General features: G+C 57.9%; 17 protein-coding genes. 3 read left to right on the top strand and 14 right to left on the bottom strand.

What is annotated here, in order from left to right:
• The 7 genes from KHQ26_RS26365 to pdxA all read right to left on the bottom strand — a co-directional run.
• On the bottom strand, positions 1-90 hold a 90-nt coding region (locus KHQ26_RS26365; RefSeq protein ID WP_131729227.1), incomplete at its 3' end, for a hypothetical protein.
• Positions 91-109: 19 nt separating this feature from the next.
• On the bottom strand, positions 110-1,060 hold the full coding sequence (tal, locus tag KHQ26_RS25140) for a transaldolase (protein WP_004147958.1): 951 nt from the start codon (positions 1,058-1,060) through the stop codon (positions 110-112).
• A gap of 30 nt (positions 1,061-1,090) precedes the next feature.
• Positions 1,091-1,549 carry a ribose 5-phosphate isomerase B gene (rpiB, locus tag KHQ26_RS25135; protein ID WP_004140598.1) on the bottom strand — a complete coding sequence of 153 codons (459 nt, stop codon included), beginning with the start codon at positions 1,547-1,549 and terminating at the stop codon, positions 1,091-1,093.
• A 28-nt stretch (positions 1,550-1,577) separates the two neighbouring features.
• Entirely contained in the window at positions 1,578-1,952 is a 375-nt protein-coding gene (locus KHQ26_RS25130; protein WP_004140600.1) for a PTS glucitol/sorbitol transporter subunit IIA, read from the bottom strand.
• A gap of 1 nt (position 1,953) precedes the next feature.
• Positions 1,954-2,973, bottom strand: a complete 1,020-nt coding sequence (locus KHQ26_RS25125) for a 2-keto-3-deoxygluconate permease (RefSeq protein ID WP_004190951.1) — start codon at positions 2,971-2,973, stop codon at positions 1,954-1,956.
• A 92-nt stretch (positions 2,974-3,065) separates the two neighbouring features.
• Positions 3,066-4,784 carry a four-carbon acid sugar kinase family protein gene (locus KHQ26_RS25120; RefSeq protein ID WP_004183649.1) on the bottom strand — a complete coding sequence of 573 codons (1,719 nt, stop codon included), beginning with the start codon at positions 4,782-4,784 and terminating at the stop codon, positions 3,066-3,068.
• 35 nt (positions 4,785-4,819) lie between these two features.
• Positions 4,820-5,827 (bottom strand): 4-hydroxythreonine-4-phosphate dehydrogenase PdxA, encoded by a 1,008-nt coding sequence (gene pdxA, locus KHQ26_RS25115; protein WP_004179336.1) that lies wholly within the window; start codon positions 5,825-5,827, stop codon positions 4,820-4,822.
• A 242-nt stretch (positions 5,828-6,069) separates the two neighbouring features.
• Here pdxA and KHQ26_RS25110 point away from each other — a divergent pair, with 242 nt between their 5' ends.
• Positions 6,070-6,864 carry a triose-phosphate isomerase gene (locus KHQ26_RS25110; RefSeq protein WP_004211823.1) on the top strand — a complete coding sequence of 265 codons (795 nt, stop codon included), beginning with the start codon at positions 6,070-6,072 and terminating at the stop codon, positions 6,862-6,864.
• A 35-nt stretch (positions 6,865-6,899) separates the two neighbouring features.
• Complete coding sequence (locus KHQ26_RS25105) at positions 6,900-7,862, top strand: sugar-binding transcriptional regulator (RefSeq protein WP_004140612.1); 963 nt, start codon at positions 6,900-6,902, stop codon at positions 7,860-7,862.
• A gap of 24 nt (positions 7,863-7,886) precedes the next feature.
• On the opposite strand, the gene KHQ26_RS25100 is transcribed toward KHQ26_RS25105, so the two are convergent.
• From KHQ26_RS25100 to KHQ26_RS25070, 7 genes are all read right to left on the bottom strand, one after another.
• Complete coding sequence (locus tag KHQ26_RS25100) at positions 7,887-8,231, bottom strand: hypothetical protein (protein WP_020805063.1); 345 nt, start codon at positions 8,229-8,231, stop codon at positions 7,887-7,889.
• Between the two features lie 90 nt (positions 8,232-8,321).
• Positions 8,322-9,152, bottom strand: coding sequence for a Sir2 family NAD+-dependent deacetylase (gene cobB / locus KHQ26_RS25095; protein ID WP_049123702.1), 831 nt, complete (start codon positions 9,150-9,152; stop codon positions 8,322-8,324).
• A gap of 14 nt (positions 9,153-9,166) precedes the next feature.
• Positions 9,167-10,078 carry an N-acetylglucosamine kinase gene (nagK, locus tag KHQ26_RS25090; protein WP_004140619.1) on the bottom strand — a complete coding sequence of 304 codons (912 nt, stop codon included), beginning with the start codon at positions 10,076-10,078 and terminating at the stop codon, positions 9,167-9,169.
• 48 nt (positions 10,079-10,126) lie between these two features.
• The gene (gene lolE, locus KHQ26_RS25085) at positions 10,127-11,371 is read right to left on the bottom strand and encodes a lipoprotein-releasing ABC transporter permease subunit LolE (RefSeq protein WP_002900801.1); all 1,245 of its coding nucleotides are present in this window, start codon (positions 11,369-11,371) and stop codon (positions 10,127-10,129) included.
• Positions 11,371-12,072 (bottom strand): lipoprotein-releasing ABC transporter ATP-binding protein LolD, encoded by a 702-nt coding sequence (lolD, locus tag KHQ26_RS25080; protein ID WP_020805064.1) that lies wholly within the window; start codon positions 12,070-12,072, stop codon positions 11,371-11,373. The genes lolE and lolD overlap by 1 nt, the downstream gene beginning before the upstream one ends.
• Positions 12,065-13,264 (bottom strand): lipoprotein-releasing ABC transporter permease subunit LolC, encoded by a 1,200-nt coding sequence (gene lolC / locus KHQ26_RS25075; RefSeq protein WP_002900795.1) that lies wholly within the window; start codon positions 13,262-13,264, stop codon positions 12,065-12,067. The genes lolD and lolC overlap by 8 nt, the downstream gene beginning before the upstream one ends.
• 133 nt (positions 13,265-13,397) lie before the next feature.
• A complete protein-coding gene (locus KHQ26_RS25070) occupies positions 13,398-13,529 on the bottom strand; it encodes a hypothetical protein (protein ID WP_004140630.1) in 132 nt (43 codons plus the stop codon).
• A 39-nt stretch (positions 13,530-13,568) separates the two neighbouring features.
• Between KHQ26_RS25070 and mfd the strand changes: the two genes are divergently transcribed.
• Positions 13,569-17,015, top strand: a complete 3,447-nt coding sequence (gene mfd / locus KHQ26_RS25065) for a transcription-repair coupling factor (RefSeq protein WP_016946615.1) — start codon at positions 13,569-13,571, stop codon at positions 17,013-17,015.
• The last annotated feature ends 150 nt before the right edge of the window (positions 17,016-17,165 follow it).

Raw genomic sequence — 17,165 nt, 5'->3', positions numbered from 1 at the left:
GTGGCCGGATTTGGCTTTCTGTACCGCGTCCATGCTCAGGGCGCGCAGCGCGTTGGCGCATTGGCGGCGAGTGGTATTTGTCGTTTTCATCAGTCTTTATCCCCGCGGATTACAACATCTGCTGAATCTGTTGTTCCAGTTTCACCTGATCGACAGCAAACAGTCGGATCCCTTCCGCTAGTTTTTCCACTGCCATGGGATCCTGATGATGCTGCCAGAGGAACTCCGCCTGCGTCATCGGGCTGGGACGGGTTTCCGTCACGCAGCCGGGGGTCAACTGGCGGGTCAACACTCCTTCGCTGGCCGCCAGCTCGTCCAGCAGTGCCGGAGAGATAGTCAGGCGATCGCAGCCCGCCAGCGCCTGGATCTGCTCAATTCGACGGAAGCTGGCACCCATTACCACCGTGTCATAGCCATGGGATTTGTAATACTGATAAATCTGGCGCACAGAGACCACGCCCGGATCGCTGTCCACCTGATAGGCTGACTGCGGCTGGTGCTTCTGATACCAGTCGTAGATGCGGCCCACAAAGGGCGAGATGAGAAAGACGCCCGCTTCGGCGCACGCCCGGGCCTGAGCGAAAGAGAACAGCAGCGTCAGGTTGCAGTTTATACCGCTCTGCTCCAACTCTTCGGCAGCGCGAATGCCCTCCCAGGTGGCGGCGAGCTTAATTAGAATCCGCTCGGGACCAATGCCATTTTTTTCATATAACTGGATGAGCTTGCGCGCCTTCGCGACGCACATCCCGCGATCCCAGGCAAAGCGAGCATCCACTTCGGTGGAGATACGCCCGGGCACATGGCGCAGCACCTCGCTGCCGATATCCACTGCTACCTGATCGCAGGCGTTAATCAATTGCGTTTCTGCGCTGCCTCCCTGGCGGCGTGCCTTGCCAATCGCATCGGCAATCAGCGGCTGATACTGCGGCAGCTGCGCGGCCTTCAGCACCAGCGAGGGGTTGGTGGTCGCATCCTGGGGTGCAAACTTTTTAATCGATTCAATATCGCCGGTATCAGCAACAACCGTGGTGTATTTTTTCAGTTCGTCTAACTGGCTCATCATCTGTTCCTTATCTTACGACTGCGGAGATTAATCTCTGGCATGCTGGTGTTCGTAGTAATCAATACGTTCCACTTTGGGCGCGGATCCGCCGCCTTCATATTCGGACTCAAGCCACGCCTGAATAATTTTTTTGCCCAGCTCAGCGCCAATCACCCGCGCGCCGAGGGTAATAATCTGCGCGTTGTTACTTTTACGCGCTCGCTCGGCGGAGAAGGTATCGTGACACTGTGCGGCGCGGACCCCGGGGACTTTATTGGCCACAATACTCATCCCAATGCCGGTACCGCAGATCAGGATCCCACGCTCGTGTTCGCCCTGTTTAATCGACATCGCCACCGCATGGGCAACATCCGGATAAACGGTACTCCCCTGGCGTTTATCGCTGCTGTAATCCGCGACGTTAATTCCCAACCCATTCAAATAAGCGACGATGGCATCGCGAAAAGCATAGGCGGCATCATCCGCACCAATAGCGATTGTTTTCATGGTTATTTCCTTAATTTAACAGTACGTCTTAATGACAATTCGGGTAAAACGAAATTTGGTCGCCAGGCTGAATAATTTGTGGTGGTTCGCCGTAAAGGTGTACCGTCCCGGGTAATTCAGCGATATCTGCGCCATCAAAATTTAGCGTAATATGGCCAAGCTGTCGTAAATTTGCCGTTGCCACACGGCCTACCGCGGTCACCCGATAATTTTTATCATTTAATTTCATTTGCTGACCAGGCGATAACTCGGCGGTCAGTTCGCTGGCCTGGTGTACAGCGCAATAACTCGCAATATCGTCGGGAACGGCATCGGAGAATAAAATAAGCCGCAGCTCCCGCAGAGAGTACTCAACATATTCCCCGACGGCGGTAATCCGTAATGAATACAACGGCACGCTCATACTATTTGTGTCCTTTGGCGGCAGGGGAAGATAATGTCACGCTCTCTTCACTTTTCACCTCTTTCAGCGGTTCAGCGGCTGGCGCACGCTTTTTCAGCCGTTTATCAAACCAGGCGACCAGTATCGGCGCGGTGATCATGGTGATAATGCTCGCCGTCGCCAGCTGCGCGGTGGCGGCATCCACGTACATCGCCAGCGAATGATCCGCCTGGGCAACCATCGCCGGCGTCAGCGCCGAGCTGGCGGCGGTGGTTCCCAGCGCGGCGCCCAGCGCGCTTTTCTTCTTCAAAAACAGGTTGTAGATAAAGTAGAACACAATCCCGGTTAGCGCGGAGATAATCCCCAACAGGATCCCGGACAGCCCGGCGGTGAACACCGTATTGATACTGGAGTTGGCGCCGATGGCGAACGACATAATAATGATCACCAGCGGCTGCGCCGCAGCGCATAACTGTTTAAAGCGTTCGTCCAGATTGCCCCACAGCATGCCAATCAGCAGTGGGATCAGCATCGACAGCAGCGCGGCGAAGGGAATATTGGCCAGGCCGCTGACGCCCAGCACCATCATGGTAACAAACGGACCATCCTTGATGCAGAATACGGAGATCGCCCCGGCATCACTGGCATCGCCATAGTTGCTGCACAATGCGATATAGAGGGAGCTGTTCGAGCTGGTCAGGCAGGCAATCAGCGCCAGGGTCGATATTCCGAGAAAACCGCTCGGGCCAAACAACGTTCCCGCAACCCATACCGCCAGTGCCCCGGCCAGACATTTGAGAAACAGCAGCACGGCGCCTTTATAGAGCGGCAACCCGGCCTGACGGATATTGATCGAGGTTCCGCAAATGAGCAAAAATATGCCCATCATGGCGCTGGAACCGACTTTAAATAAGGCGGTGGTCGGGCCGCCAATGCTGAGCACCTGGGGCGCGAAAGTATTAATTAATATAGCCACCAGCAGTGGAATAATAATTAACCCACCGGGCACCTTATTCATTTTTTCAAGTATATTAATATTCATAGGGTAACTCTTAAATTAAGATTTAACAGAGATAACGACGCAATACTACCCTGACGACCATTACGTCGTTTATTAGTTATTAGATTACTGGGTTATTGCTGTGCTTCCTGATAAATTCGGTCAACAATGATGCTAATAATATCTTCCGGTCCGGTTAGCCCTCCTTTCCCGACGCAAATTAAGCCGGCATAATCGCCGCCAATGATCCGCACCATATCGGTTTGCGGGATGACATAGTCAATCATTTCTATTCCGGTGGCGCCCAGCTCTTTTAGTACATTGACCATGGTGTCACCACCGGTCATATACAATCCTTTAATTTCACCCGACGCACAGTTAAGCACCTCGCGCACAATACTGCCCAATCCGTGGTTAATATTTTGCGCAGCCTCACCGTGGGCCAGACCAAATCGCTGCTCCTCTTCCTGAAGGTTTAGCAACCGCCCGGTCAAGGCGGACTCAAAAACAAAGAGCGCGTTGTGCTGCGCCGGAACGCACTGTCGGGCATGCTGCACCACGCGATTGACTTCAATCTCAGCGGCGTTTTTCCGGTCAACCAACAGCTCGGCATCCACCGGGATATGGCAGACCCGGGCATCATTAGCGATCAAATACTGGAGCTGTTTTTTGGTTACTGGCGTTGCGCTGCCGGCAACGATCAAAATCGAGCCGCGCTGGCCGTCCGCTGTCAGGCTCGCGGGCGCGCTGCTCCGCGCTTCGCGCATCAGGCCGCGACGAACCGCCAGCCGTTCGGTAAAGGGCCCCGGATCGACGGCCAGCACGTTCCAGTTCAGGGCCACTACCGCCCCGGCGATGGCATCGACATCGTCGACGGTTATCGCATCGACCACTATCACCCGCACGCCGCGCTGTTGTTGTTCCTGTAAATCCTGCTGGATTTGCCCTTCGCCTTTCATCACCGATGTCAGCGCGATATGCCCGACCTGATGATGGGTCTGCGCCGCCAACAGTCCCGGCACCCACGACTCGGTGACCGGGGTACGTACATCGCGAGCCACATCGGTCCGCGACAGGGCTACCGAATCAATCACCGAGTAACCGCCGACGAGAATACGCCGTGACTGCGGCATCGCCGGCACCACAACCGCCACCGTCTCCTGCGGCAGTTGTTCCAGCATGGCGTCGATTTCAAATCCGATGCCGCCGCGCAGCGTGGTATCAATCCGCTTGGTGAAGTAATGCGCGCCGCGAGCCTGCAGCTGTTTCACCGCAGCGCTCACTTTGTGCTGGGCCTCCGCTTTCGGCAATGGGCGGCTGTCGCTGCTGACCACCATCGCCGGATACTCTACCTCATTGCGGGCGAAGGATTCGGTATCGAAAAACGCGGCGGTTTTTAAACCACTGCGCGCCAGCAGCACCCCGACGGTAGTTGCCCCGGTCAGATCGTCAGCCACGATCCCAAGCTTTCCGCCTTCCCCTTGCGGCCAGACCATCTCAATGCAGGCTGGCGTCACGCCGGAGACGTAGATCCCTTCGTGTATAAATTCCGCCAGCGGGCCGCTTTTACCGGTGGGATGCAGGTTAATGGTGGGAATTCCCCGCTTCGGATAGAGTCCGCAGCGCAACGTGCCGCCGCAGTCGATGACCATTAAACCAATCTCTTCCGCCGGCGGTTCGCCATTCTTGAATACATCAATGGAAGGCCAGCCGGTCAGTTCGCTCAGGCGGTCGACGACCGGGGGACGGATCCCCCCGGTGATGTACGCAATCTTTTTCCCCTGACCTGGCGTGATAGTCAGCGGCCCGCCCCAGCCCTTACAGCCCTTGCTAATCAACAGATGTTTTTCCATTTCTCTGTCCTCGTGATTCGCATGAACCTCAGCGATTATTGATGCTTCATTTTCCAGTAACGGGCCGCCACCAGCGTCGACTCCAGCATACTGACGGTACCCGCCTTACCGGTACCGGCGATATCAAACGCCGTCCCATGGTCGACGGAGCTGCGCATAAACGGCAGGCCGAAGGTAATGGTGATCGAACGTTCAAAGTCGAGGGTTTTGCAGGCAATATGCCCCTGATCGTGATACAGCGAGAGAATGGCGTCGTAGCGCCCCTGTTTGCCGAGATGGAACACGGAATCGGCCGGAACCGGCCCGATAGCGTTGATCCCCATCTCCTGGGCCGCTTTCACCGCCGGGATCAGATTGTCAGCCTCTTCGTGACCAAACAGACCATTGTCGGAACCATGCGGGTTCAGGGCGGCCACGGCAATGCGCGGATTTTTGATGTTCAGGGCGGTAAATTCATGGTGGATCTGCTGAACGCAGGCCAGCACTCGCGCTTTGTTGGCATAGTCACAGGCTGCTTTTAGCGCCATATGACGGCTCACGAAGAAGACGCGCAGGTTGTGGACGTGGAACATGGTCAGACCGTAATCAGATTGGGTTTCCACCTGATAGATTTCGGTATGGCCCGGGAGCTTACATCCTGCCAGCTTGATGGCTTCCTTATGAATTGGTGCAGTAGAGACCACGTCGATCAGCCCCGCTTTGCCCAGCTCGATCGACTTCATCACATAGTCCAGCGACATTTGCCCCGCCAGTTTCTGCACCTTGCCCCATTCGATACTGTCGCAATCGTAGTCGCCAGTTTCCAGAACATCCAACGTCCCCCAGCTAAAACGGGCCTCCTGCGGATGGGCAATTTTATGGATAGCAAAATCGCAGCCCATGATTTTCATCGCCCGGCTGATAATCGGTACCGAGCCGATCAGGAACGGTTTGCACTCGTCATACACGCTTTTGTCCATCATGGTGGCCACGGTGATCTCCGGGCCGATCCCTGCCGGATCGCCAATGGTAATCGCCACAACGGGTTTTTTCTCTGCTGACATCATGCGCCTCTCATTTTTTCAGTTGATTGTTCATATGTTCACTATCAAATCATATGCTCAAAACATTACCTGATGAATGAGCCGCCATGAGTGATGAAGATCACATAAAAAAATTCATAGATTTTTTTCATCGAAAAATGTGATCTAACATATGTTCATACAGTGATAAAAAGTTCAACCTCAATACAGGGTATGGCCCCGTTTCTGGCAAGTATTTGATTTTATTAAGAGGAGAAGCAATGATGACCCCGATATGGTTAGGAACCAGCTGGAAAATGAACAAGCCGCTGTCCCAGGCCATGGCCTGGTGCGAAACGCTGGCAGCGCGGATGCCGGAGGGCTGTCACCCCGCTATTCAGCCCTTCGTCATTCCCCCCTTCACCGCGATCCAACCCGTCAGCCATTTTCTGCAAACGCATCAGTTACCGCTTCTGACCGGCGCGCAGAATATGCATGAAGCGGATCAGGGCGCCTGGACCGGGGAAATCTCGGCGGCCATGTTGGCAGAAACCGGCGCCACGCTTGTTGAGCTGGGACATTCAGAACGACGTGCCGCCTTTAATGAAAGCGATGCCGCGATTAATCGAAAAGTGCATAGCGCCTTAGGTCATGGCCTGCGCCCGCTGATCTGTATTGGCGATAGCGCCGAGGAGAAACGCTGGCAGGTGTCGCGTGAAAGCGTGGTGCGGCAGATGAAGATCGCCCTGTATGGCCTGAGCCACCAGCAGGCGCTGCGGACCCTGATTGCGTATGAACCGGTGTGGGCCATTGGCGAACATGGTACGCCCGCCTCACCGCAGGAGGCGGGTGTCATTCATCAAGCGCTACGTCAGGCGCTTTGCGAGCGGTTTGGTCACGAGACGGGAACCCGTATCCCGCTGCTCTATGGCGGCAGCGTAACGCTGCAAAACGCGGTGGAATTGCTGCGCCAGCAGGAGATCAATGGGTTGTTTATCGGCCGCGCGGCCTGGGACGCGCAAGGCTATTGCGACATTGTTCAACGCGTTACACAGGAATTTATTTTGCAGGCGCAGTAATATAAAAGGGACACCAGAGATGGAAATTCCAGGCCATGATTGAACAAGACTCAGATTACGCCCTGCTCACTGAAATTGCGGTGGCTTATTACGATCAGGAACAAACGCAGGAAGAGATCGCCAAACGATTCGGCATTTCGCGTATCAAAGTCGGGCGCCTGCTGAAAAAAGCGCGCCAGGAAGGGATTGTTGAGATCAGCGTCAAATACCATCCGGTCTTCAGCTCCCAGATTGAGCAGCAGTTTATTTCGCACTTTGGCATTAAGCGCGCGCTAATTGCCCTGGATCACCATGATGAAGATGAACAGCGCCAGCAGGTGGCGGCCCTGGTCAGTAACTACCTTGCCGGGGTGTTAAAAAACGATATGACCGTCACCGTTGGTCAGGGGCGCAATGTGGCCGCGGTGGCGAATCACGTTGGCGTGTTTCCTGAGCGCCACTGCCGCTTTATCTGCGGCATCGGCGGAACCAAGCGTGACAATCAGCTGATTGACGCCGACCACATCAGCCGGAATCTGGCGCGCAAATTTAACGGCTTCAGCGAAACGCTTTACGCCCCGGCCTATGTGGAAACCCCGGAGCTGCGCGCGGCTTTTATGCAAAACCGCCTGATTAAGGCCACGCTCGAACAGGCCAGCAAAGCTGACGTGGCGATCATCGGCCTCGGCGATATGAATGAAAACAGCTTTATGGTGCAGCTCGGCTGGTTTACGCCGCAGGAAATTGCCACCGCGCGTCAGGAACAGGGGGTGGTGGGCGATCTGGCGGGGTACAGCTTTTTCAATATTCAGGGCAAACCCGTCGATACGGTGATGAATGACCGGGTCATTGGCTTAAGTCTCGAACAGCTGCGGGCCATTCCCTGCGTCATCGCTATCGCCTCCGAAAGTACGAAAGCGACGGCGATCCTGGGGGCATTACGCACCGGGGTTATCGATGTGCTGGCTACCAGCGCCTCGAACGCCCGTTCGGTCATTAATATGCAAAAGGCGCTATAAATAAGCCACGGCGCAGGCGGCGGATCAGCGTTGACCGCCGTCGCGCTGGCCTTTGCCCTTCCCTTTTTCGGCTCGCCGCTGCACAAAATCTTCAATGATGCCGACAACCCAGTTGAGAGGTTTCCACAGCACCACCAGCAGCAGCAACGGACCGTATATTCGCACACCGCCCGTCGCGACCTGACCGGTCAACAGCAGGGCTAAGATATCCAGCAGCAGGCACAATGCGCTGCCAGTGCCGAGGAACAGACATAGCAGGAAGAGGATCGGTCGGCTATCGACATGTAGCGGTAAAGCGCGCTGGCTCCAGACGCCAACGATAATGGCCGCGATCAACATGATCGCTTCGATAACCAGCGGATTATGCATGGTCTGACTCCTGTCATGACGTGACATCCTTGTCAGCAGCGCTGCCGGCGGCCGTGGGCTGCGCCCTGGCTACCGGCAGGCGGCTTCAGTTTACAGCGCGTTTTCATGCAGCAGCTTATCGATAAAGGCGGGTACCACTTCGCTTGCCAGCCCGTAGTGCTTCTCGGCAAACTCGCTGCCCACCTGGCTGGGCTCCAGGTTCAGTTCAACGGTATGGGCGCCGTGCAGTCGCGCCTCGTGCACAAAGCCAGCCGCCGGATAGACATGGCCGGAGGTGCCGATGGCGATAAAAATATCTGCGTCGGCCAGCGCGCTGTAGATCTCATCCATCCCCAGCGGCATTTCGCCAAACCAGACCACGTGCGGACGCAGCGCCGCCGGGAACTGGCAGCAGTGGCACTTGTCCTCGGCGGTGACGTCGCCGGTCCACTCCAGCACCTGGCCGCTCCACGAACAGCGCACCTTTAGCAGCTCGCCGTGCATATGGATCACGCGGCGGTTGCCGGCGCGCTCGTGCAGATTATCAATATTCTGGGTGACCAGCAGAAAATGGTCGCCCAGCAGATCCTCCAGACGCGCCAGCGCCAGATGCGCCGCGTTCGGCGTGATTTCCGGACTCTGCAGCTGACGACGACGGGCGTTGTAGAACGCCTGCACCAGCGCCGGATCGCGGGCGAAGCCTTCCGGCGTCGCCACATCTTCCACCCGATGCTCTTCCCACAGGCCATCGGCCGCGCGGAAGGTTTTGATCCCCGACTCTGCCGAGATGCCCGCGCCGGTTAACACCACCACTCTCGGTTTTGCCATCGCTTCAGGCTTCATCCTGTCCTCCCTAAAGAAAATCCGCTGACGCAGACGGTCACGCAACCGACGTTTATTGCGACGAAAACGGCTCAATCGATGTAAACGGCGCGACTGCATAGCTACCTCTGTGATTAATGGGTCAGGTGAAGGAAGGCCGCACCGCGCATTCCCCCGGCATCGCCGTGGCGCGCGCGCTCAATGCGCGGAACCCTGGCGACCGGCAGAAGATGGCGCGGCAATCGTTGCGCCAGCCCTTCGCTAATGGCCGTAAAGTTAGATAATCCACCGCCGAGCACCAGCAAATCCGGGTCGACAATGGTCAGTATATTCCCCAGACACACCGCTAGCAGATCGAGATAGCGCTCAACGTGCGCCTGCGCGCGCGGATCGTGCTGCTGCCACTGCGCCACAATCTCCGGCGAGGAGAGCGGTTGCTGATAAAAATGTTCGTACAGCCAGGCGAAACCGCGACCGGAGAGATAATTTTCAATACAGCCCAGCTGGCCGCAGCCGCAGCGCAGCAGCGGAAAATCGCGCCCAACCACCTCCAGGGCATCCACCGGCAGGCGAATATGACCGAACTCGCCGGTGATATAGCTATGTCCGGTAATCGATTTACCGTTCAACACCAGGCCGCCGCCCACGCCGGTGCCGAGGATCAATCCCATCACCAGCGGGTATTGCGTAAACTCATCGTCCCACGCTTCCGACAGCGCGAAACAGTTGGCGTCATTATCGAGACGCACATCGCGCCCCAACCGCGCGCTGAGGTCAGCGCGCAGCGGCCGGCCGCTGGCGGCTGGCACGTTAGCGGCATACAGCGTGCCGTCCGCCGTTTCCGGCATTCCCGGAATACCGATCCCGACCGAACCCTGCTGGTCGAAGCGCTCATCGGCCTCGCGGACCAGCGCCTCTACCGCCTGGAGAAAATCCTCATAACTACTTTTCGGCGTGGCGACGCGTTTTTCCCACTGCAGTCGCCGCTCCTGATTAAATACGCCCAGCGCTATCTTGCTGCCGCCAATGTCAAATCCATAATACATTTCAGCAATTCCTCTTTTGTCGTCAGCCAGGCCGACGATGACGATAAATTACTGGCCACTCAGCACCCTCGCCGGGTCGATGCGGCTGGCGCGGCGGGCGGGATACCAGCTGGCCAGCAAACTCAGCAACAGTGCTGTCACCAGCACATAAAAGACGTCCAGCCAGTGCAATTCTGACGGCAGGAAGTCAATAAAATAGATGTCGCCGGAGAGGAATTTATGCCCAATCAGGTATTCGATGCCGTTGATGATCGACGTCAGGTTCAACGCGCAGATCACGCCGATCACCACCCCAAACAGGCTGCCTACCGATCCGGCTAATAAACCATACCACACGAAAATCGCGCGAATTAAGCCGTCTTTTGCGCCAAGCGTGCGCAGCACCGCAATATCGCCGCTTTTGTCTTTGACCGCCATCACCAGCGTCGAGACGATGTTAAAGCAGGCCACGCCGATCACCAGCACCATCGCCAGGTACATAATGGCGCGGATCATCTGGATGTCGCGATACATATAGCCATAGGTGCCGATCCAGCTCTTGATGTAGACGTAGCTATTGGTCACCTCGCCGGCGTCGCGTACCAGCTTGTTAGCATGGAAAACGTCGGTGACCTTGATGGCGATGCCGGTCACGCTGCTGCCCATCTCCAGATACTGCTGCGCATCCTGCATCGGGATCATGGCAAAACTATGATCGAGCTGGCCGCTCAGCTGTAAAATTCCGGTCACATGCAGCCTGACGCGTTTTGGCTGCAGCAGCTGATGGTCGGCGTCGGCATTAGGGATCATGATCGACACCCAGTCCCCCTGCTTCACGTGCAGGGCATCGGCGACTCCTTTACCCAGAATCACCTGCTGTTCGCCAGCCTTGAATCCGGCCCACGCGTTATTCTGCACAAAGGTAGGCAGCGCGCTGAGCTGGCTCTCCTGCTGCGGGTCGACGCCTTTCACCTGGATGGCGCGCATATTGCTGCCGCTCTCCACCAGGCCGGTGAAGTTAATATAGGGTGCTGCCGCGACAATCCCCTTCACCTTCTGCACCTTCGCCAGCGCTTCCTGCCAGTTATTCCACGGCTGATTCACGGGTTCGATTTCGCCGTGCGGTACCACCGCCAGCACGCGGTTATTCAGCTCGCGCTCAAAGCCGTTCATCGCGCTGAGGCCGACGATCAGCACCGCCACCCCCAGCGCAATGCCGATGGTGGAGATCACCGAGATCAGCGACACCATGCCGCCGCGCCGCCGGCCGCGGCTGAAACGCAATGCAATCAGTAACGATAACGGAGACGCCATTACTCGGCCCCCATCAGGGTCAGGTCGGCGGTCAGACGGCCATCGCGCATCTCCAGCTGGCGGCTCATGCGCTTCGCCAGCTGCAGGTCGTGGGTCACCACCAGAAACGCGGTGCGCTGCGCGACGTTCAGTTCGCCCAGCAGCTGGAAGATGCTGTCGGCGTTGCGAGCGTCGAGGTTACCGGTTGGCTCGTCCGCCAGCACCAGCCGCGGTTTATTCACCAGCGCGCGGGCAATCGCCACCCGCTGGCGCTCGCCGCCGGAGAGCTCCGACGGACGGTGATGGCTGCGGTGTTCAAGCCCGACCGCCTGCAGCATCACTTTCGCCTGGCGTTCAATATCCGTCGGCTTCTTTTTGCCAATCAGCAGCGGCATCGCCACGTTTTCCAGTGCGCTAAAGTCCGGCAGCAGATGGTGGAACTGATAGATAAAGCCCAGCTCGCGGTTACGCAGGTCGGCGCGCGCGGCGGTGGATAGCTTGCTCATCGGCTGACCGGAGAAAATCACGTCGCCAGAGGTGGGCGTATCCAGGCCGCCGAGCAGATGCAGCAGCGTACTTTTGCCAGAGCCGGAGGTGCCGACGATAGCCATCATCTCGCCTTCACCAATGCTGAAGCTGACATTGTGCAGGACATCGGTTTGCACATTGCCTTCCTGATAGCGTTTGCACAGGTTGTCGCATTGCAGCAGGATCTTATTCATAACGTAAAGCCTCAGCGGGTTGGGTGGCGGCAGCGCGCCAGGAAGGGTACAACGTAGACAACAGGGCCAGCACCATCGCCACCAGGGCGATAACAATGACCTGCAGCGGCTCAATCGCCACCGGCAGCGCCGCGCCGTCAAGGAAGGCGCCGATGATCGGCATTAAATTATTCAGCTGGCTGGCCAACAGGGCGCCAAGCACCGCTCCCAGCAGCGCGCCGACGATCCCGGCGCTGGCCCCCTGCACCATAAAGACGGCCATAATCTGCCGCGGCGTCAGCCCCTGGGTCTGGAGGATCGCCACTTCGCCCTGCTTCTCCATCACCATCATCCCCAGCGAGGTAATAATGTTGAAGGCCGCGACGGCGACGATCAGGCTCAGCAGCAGGCCCATCATATTTTTCTCCATGCGCACCGCCTGGAACAGTTCGCCCTTGCGCTCGCGCCAGTCCTGCCACTGAGTTCCCGGCGGCAGCGTCTGCTGACTCAGGGTGTCGACCTGCAGCGGTTGATCCAGCCACAGGCGCCAGCCGGTGATATTCCCCAGCGGATAGCGCATCAGACGGGAGGCGTCGTCGATGTTGGTCAGCATCTGATAACCATCGACTTCGCTGTTGGCGGCGAAGGTGCCGATGACCGTGAACAGACGCTGGCTCGGCACGCGGCCCATCGGCGTAAACTGACTCGCGGAAGGAACCATCACGCGAATTTTATCGCCGCGATTAACCCCCAGCTGGCCCGCCAGCTGCTCGCCGAGAATAACGTTATATTTGCCCGCCTGCAGATCGCTCTGTTTGACGTTCACCAGGTATGGAGTCAGAGGATCGTTCTGCGCCGGATCAATGCCCAGCATAACCCCGACCGCCACGCTGCGCGCGCTCTGCAGCACCACGTCGCCGGTGGTGATCGGCGCTACGCGGGTTACCCCATTAAGTTTCGCTTCGCGCTCCGGCAGTTGCTGAGGGTTCACCGAACCCTGTTTGGCGCTAAGAATGGCCTGTGGCATCAGCCCCAGGATGTTGTTTTGCAGCTCGCGTTCAAAGCCGTTCATCACCGACAGGACCGTCACCAGCGCCATTACGCCAAGCGTAATACCGATAGTTGAGAGCCAGGAGACGAAACGACCGAAGCGGTCGGCTGCGCGCCCGCGCATATAGCGTAGGCCGATAAAGAGTGCGGCAGGTTGGTACATGTCATCCATCTGGTTGCTGATAGCCGATGCCCGAGTATATAAGCGATTAGGGGCAGCGTAAACGACTGATACATGACGACTTTATTAGCAACAAACCTAAAAACCAAGTAAATACAAACGGATAGATAAGTACTTACTTATTTATCTTTACGCTTATCGACAGCGCTGACCTTTCTTCACCCAATACGCGATGGCAATTCGGGTTGGCGAATCCAGACCAATCGCGGATAATCTCACTATTGAATATCAGCGAGTTGCCCTCCATATCGGCAGAGCGAATCCCTAAGAGATCATGAAACCGTCTATGCCTGAACAATATCGATACTCATTGCCGGTGAAAGCCGGCGACCAGCGCCAGCTTGGCGAGTTGACCGGCGCAGCCTGCGCCACCCTGGTGGCGGAGATGGCCGAACGCCACAAGGGCCCGGTGGTGCTGGTGGCGCCTGACATGCAAAACGCGCTGCGTCTGAACGACGAGATCAGGCAGTTTACCGACAGCATGGTGATGGGGCTGGCGGACTGGGAAACGCTCCCTTACGACAGCTTCTCGCCGCATCAGGACATCATCTCCTCCCGTCTTGCCACCCTTTACCAGTTACCCACCATGCAGCGCGGCGTACTGATCGTCCCGGTCAGCACCCTGATGCAGCGCGTCTGTCCGCACAGCTTCCTTCACGGCCACGCGCTGGTGATGAAAAAGGGCCAGCGCCTGTCGCGCGATGCGCTGCGCGATCAGCTGGAGGGGGCCGGCTACCGCCATGTCGATCAGGTGATGGAGCACGGCGAATATGCTACCCGCGGCGCGCTGCTCGACCTGTTCCCGATGGGTAGCGATCAGCCCTACCGCCTTGATTTCTTTGACGATGAAATCGACAGCCTGCGCCTGTTCGACGTTGACAGCCAGCGCACGCTGGAGGAAGTGGCGGCCATTAACCTGCTGCCGGCGCACGAGTTCCCCACCGACCAGACCGCTATTGAGCTGTTCCGCAGCCAGTGGCGCGACCGCTTTGAGGTGAAGCGCGATGCCGAGCACATCTATCAGCAGGTCAGTAAAGGGACGCTACCTGCCGGTATCGAATACTGGCAACCGCTGTTCTTCAGCGAGCCGCTGCCGCCGTTATTCAGCTATTTCCCGACCAGCACGCTGATCGTCAACACCGGCGATCTCGAGGCCAGCGCGGAGCGATTCCAGAATGAAGCCCGCGCCCGCTTTGAAAACCGCGGCGTCGACCCGATGCGCCCGCTCCTGCCGCCTGAGCTGCTGTGGCTGCGCAGCGATGAGCTATTCAGCGAACTGAAAAAATGGCCGCGCGTGCAGCTGAAAACCGAACGTCTGGCGGACAAAGCGGCGAATACTAATCTGGGCTACCAGACGCTGCCGGACCTCGCCGTCCAGGCGCAGAACAAAGCGCCGCTGGATAATCTGCGCCGCTTCCTCGAGTCCTTTACCGGCCCGGTGATCTTCTCGGTGGAAAGCGAGGGTCGCCGTGAAGCGCTGAGCGAAATGCTGGCGCGGATTAAAGTTGCGCCAAAACACGTGCTGCGTCTGGAGGAAGCCACCGGCAACGGCCGCTATCTGATGATTGGCGCCGCCGAGCACGGGTTTATCGACAGCCAGCGCGGCCTGGCGCTGATTTGCGAGAGCGACCTGCTCGGCGAGCGCGTAGCGCGCCGTCGTCAGGATTCGCGCCGCACCATTAACCCTGACACTCTGATTCGCAACCTCGCCGAACTGCATATCGGCCAGCCGGTCGTTCACCTGGAACACGGCGTGGGCCGCTACGCGGGCATGACTACCCTGGAAGCCGGCGGCATCACCGGCGAATATCTGATGCTGACCTACGCCAACGATGCCAAGCTATACGTTCCGGTATCGTCCCTGCATCTTATCAGCCGCTACGCCGGCGGGGCGGAAGAAAACGCCCCCCTGCACAAGCTGGGCGGCGATGCCTGGACCCGGGCGCGACAAAAAGCGGCTGAGAAAGTACGCGACGTGGCGGCCGAGCTGCTGGATATCTACGCCCAGCGCGCGGCGAAGGCGGGTTTTGCCTTTAAACACGACCGCGAACAGTATCAGCTGTTCTGCGACGGTTTCCCATTTGAAACCACGCCGGATCAGGCGCAGGCGATCAACGCCGTCCTCAGCGATATGTGCCAGCCGCTGGCCATGGACCGCCTGGTATGCGGCGATGTGGGCTTCGGCAAGACCGAAGTGGCCATGCGCGCCGCCTTCCTCGCCGTGGAGAACCACAAGCAGGTGGCGGTGCTGGTGCCGACCACCCTGCTGGCTCAGCAGCACTATGACAATTTCCGCGATCGTTTCGCCAACTGGCCGGTACGCATCGAAATGCTCTCCCGCTTCCGCAGCGCTAAAGAGCAGGCGCAGATCCTCGAGCAGGCCGCGGAAGGCAAAATCGATATCTTGATCGGCACCCACAAGCTGCTGCAGAGCGAGGTGAAGCTGCGCGATCTCGGGCTGCTGATCGTCGACGAAGAGCACCGGTTTGGCGTGCGGCATAAAGAGCGCATCAAAGCGATGCGCGCCGATGTCGATATCCTGACCCTCACCGCCACGCCGATCCCGCGGACGCTGAACATGGCGATGAGCGGGATGCGCGATCTGTCGATCATCGCCACGCCGCCGGCGCGACGCCTGGCGGTGAAGACCTTCGTTCGCGAATATGACGCCCTGGTGGTGCGCGAGGCGATCCTGCGCGAAACGCTGCGCGGCGGCCAGGTCTACTATCTGTTTAATGACGTTGAGAACATCCAGAAAGCCGCCGACAAGCTGGCGGAGCTGGTGCCGGAGGCGCGGATCGCCATCGGTCACGGTCAGATGAGGGAGCGCGAACTGGAGCGGGTGATGAATGACTTCCATCATCAACGCTTCAATGTGCTGGTGTGCACCACCATCATCGAAACCGGGATCGACATTCCCACCGCCAACACCATCATCATCGAACGCGCCGACCATTTTGGCCTCGCCCAGCTGCACCAGCTGCGCGGCCGCGTTGGCCGTTCGCATCACCAGGCCTATGCCTGGCTGCTGACGCCGCATCCGAAAGCGATGACCACCGATGCGCAAAAGCGCCTCGAGGCCATTGCGTCGCTGGAAGATCTCGGCGCCGGCTTTGCGCTGGCAACCCACGATCTGGAGATTCGCGGGGCCGGGGAACTGCTTGGGGAAGATCAGAGCGGTCAGATGGAAACCATCGGTTTCTCTCTGTATATGGAGCTGCTGGAGAACGCAGTCGATGCGCTGAAAGCCGGGCGTGAACCCTCGCTGGAAGATCTCACCAGTCAGCAGACGGAGGTTGAACTGCGCATGCCTTCCCTGCTGCCTGATGATTTCATCCCTGACGTCAATACGCGCCTGTCATTCTATAAGCGCATTGCCAGCGCCAAAAACGAACAGGATCTGGAGGAGATCAAAGTCGAGCTGATCGATCGTTTTGGCCGCCTGCCCGATGCCGCCCGCAACCTGCTGGATATCGCCCGTCTGCGTCAGCAGGCGCAAAAGTTAGGGATCCGCAAGCTGGAAAGCAACGAAAAAGGCGGCGTGATCGAATTTAACGAGAAAAACAACGTCAATCCGGTGTGGCTGATCGGCCTGCTGCAGAAGCAGCCCCAGCACTTCCGCCTGGACGGTCCCACGCGCCTGAAGTTCATGCAGGACCTGGAGGAGCGTAAAACGCGGATGGACTGGGTTCGCCAGTTTATGCGCCAGCTGGAAGAGAACGCCGTCGCCTGACTGGCAGGAGATACGGCCCCGCTGCCGTATCTCCCTTCCCACATACCTCGCAATCTTTACAAACATTTTGCAATCCGCCTGGATTTCCCCACACAGACTCACGCCATAATCTCATCTGCTTTTCGTATAAAAATAACCACTTACATATTT

This window comes from Klebsiella sp. 10, assembly GCF_018223925.1.
GTDB classification, from domain to species: Bacteria; Pseudomonadota; Gammaproteobacteria; order Enterobacterales; family Enterobacteriaceae; genus Klebsiella; species Klebsiella pneumoniae.
The sequence above is the reverse complement of the archived record's forward strand: the minus strand, read 5'-3'. Positions and strand labels throughout refer to the sequence as shown.

Bases quoted from the DNA above. Each gene is read 5' to 3' on its own strand.
- tal (WP_004147958.1), bottom strand. From the start codon at position 1,060: ATGAGCCAGTTAGACGAACTGAAAAAATACACCACGGTTGTTGCTGAT.
- rpiB (WP_004140598.1), bottom strand. From the start codon at position 1,549: ATGAAAACAATCGCTATTGGTGCGGATGATGCCGCCTATGCTTTTCGC.
- KHQ26_RS25130 (WP_004140600.1), bottom strand. From the start codon at position 1,952: ATGAGCGTGCCGTTGTATTCATTACGGATTACCGCCGTCGGGGAATAT.
- KHQ26_RS25125 (WP_004190951.1), bottom strand. From the start codon at position 2,973: ATGAATATTAATATACTTGAAAAAATGAATAAGGTGCCCGGTGGGTTA.
- KHQ26_RS25120 (WP_004183649.1), bottom strand. From the start codon at position 4,784: ATGGAAAAACATCTGTTGATTAGCAAGGGCTGTAAGGGCTGGGGCGGG.
- pdxA (WP_004179336.1), bottom strand. From the start codon at position 5,827: ATGTCAGCAGAGAAAAAACCCGTTGTGGCGATTACCATTGGCGATCCG.
- KHQ26_RS25110 (WP_004211823.1), top strand. From the start codon at position 6,070: ATGACCCCGATATGGTTAGGAACCAGCTGGAAAATGAACAAGCCGCTG.
- KHQ26_RS25105 (WP_004140612.1), top strand. From the start codon at position 6,900: ATGATTGAACAAGACTCAGATTACGCCCTGCTCACTGAAATTGCGGTG.
- KHQ26_RS25100 (WP_020805063.1), bottom strand. From the start codon at position 8,231: ATGCATAATCCGCTGGTTATCGAAGCGATCATGTTGATCGCGGCCATT.
- cobB (WP_049123702.1), bottom strand. From the start codon at position 9,152: ATGCAGTCGCGCCGTTTACATCGATTGAGCCGTTTTCGTCGCAATAAA.
- nagK (WP_004140619.1), bottom strand. From the start codon at position 10,078: ATGTATTATGGATTTGACATTGGCGGCAGCAAGATAGCGCTGGGCGTA.
- lolE (WP_002900801.1), bottom strand. From the start codon at position 11,371: ATGGCGTCTCCGTTATCGTTACTGATTGCATTGCGTTTCAGCCGCGGC.
- lolD (WP_020805064.1), bottom strand. From the start codon at position 12,072: ATGAATAAGATCCTGCTGCAATGCGACAACCTGTGCAAACGCTATCAG.
- lolC (WP_002900795.1), bottom strand. From the start codon at position 13,264: ATGTACCAACCTGCCGCACTCTTTATCGGCCTACGCTATATGCGCGGG.
- KHQ26_RS25070 (WP_004140630.1), bottom strand. From the start codon at position 13,529: ATGGAGGGCAACTCGCTGATATTCAATAGTGAGATTATCCGCGATTGG.
- mfd (WP_016946615.1), top strand. From the start codon at position 13,569: ATGCCTGAACAATATCGATACTCATTGCCGGTGAAAGCCGGCGACCAG.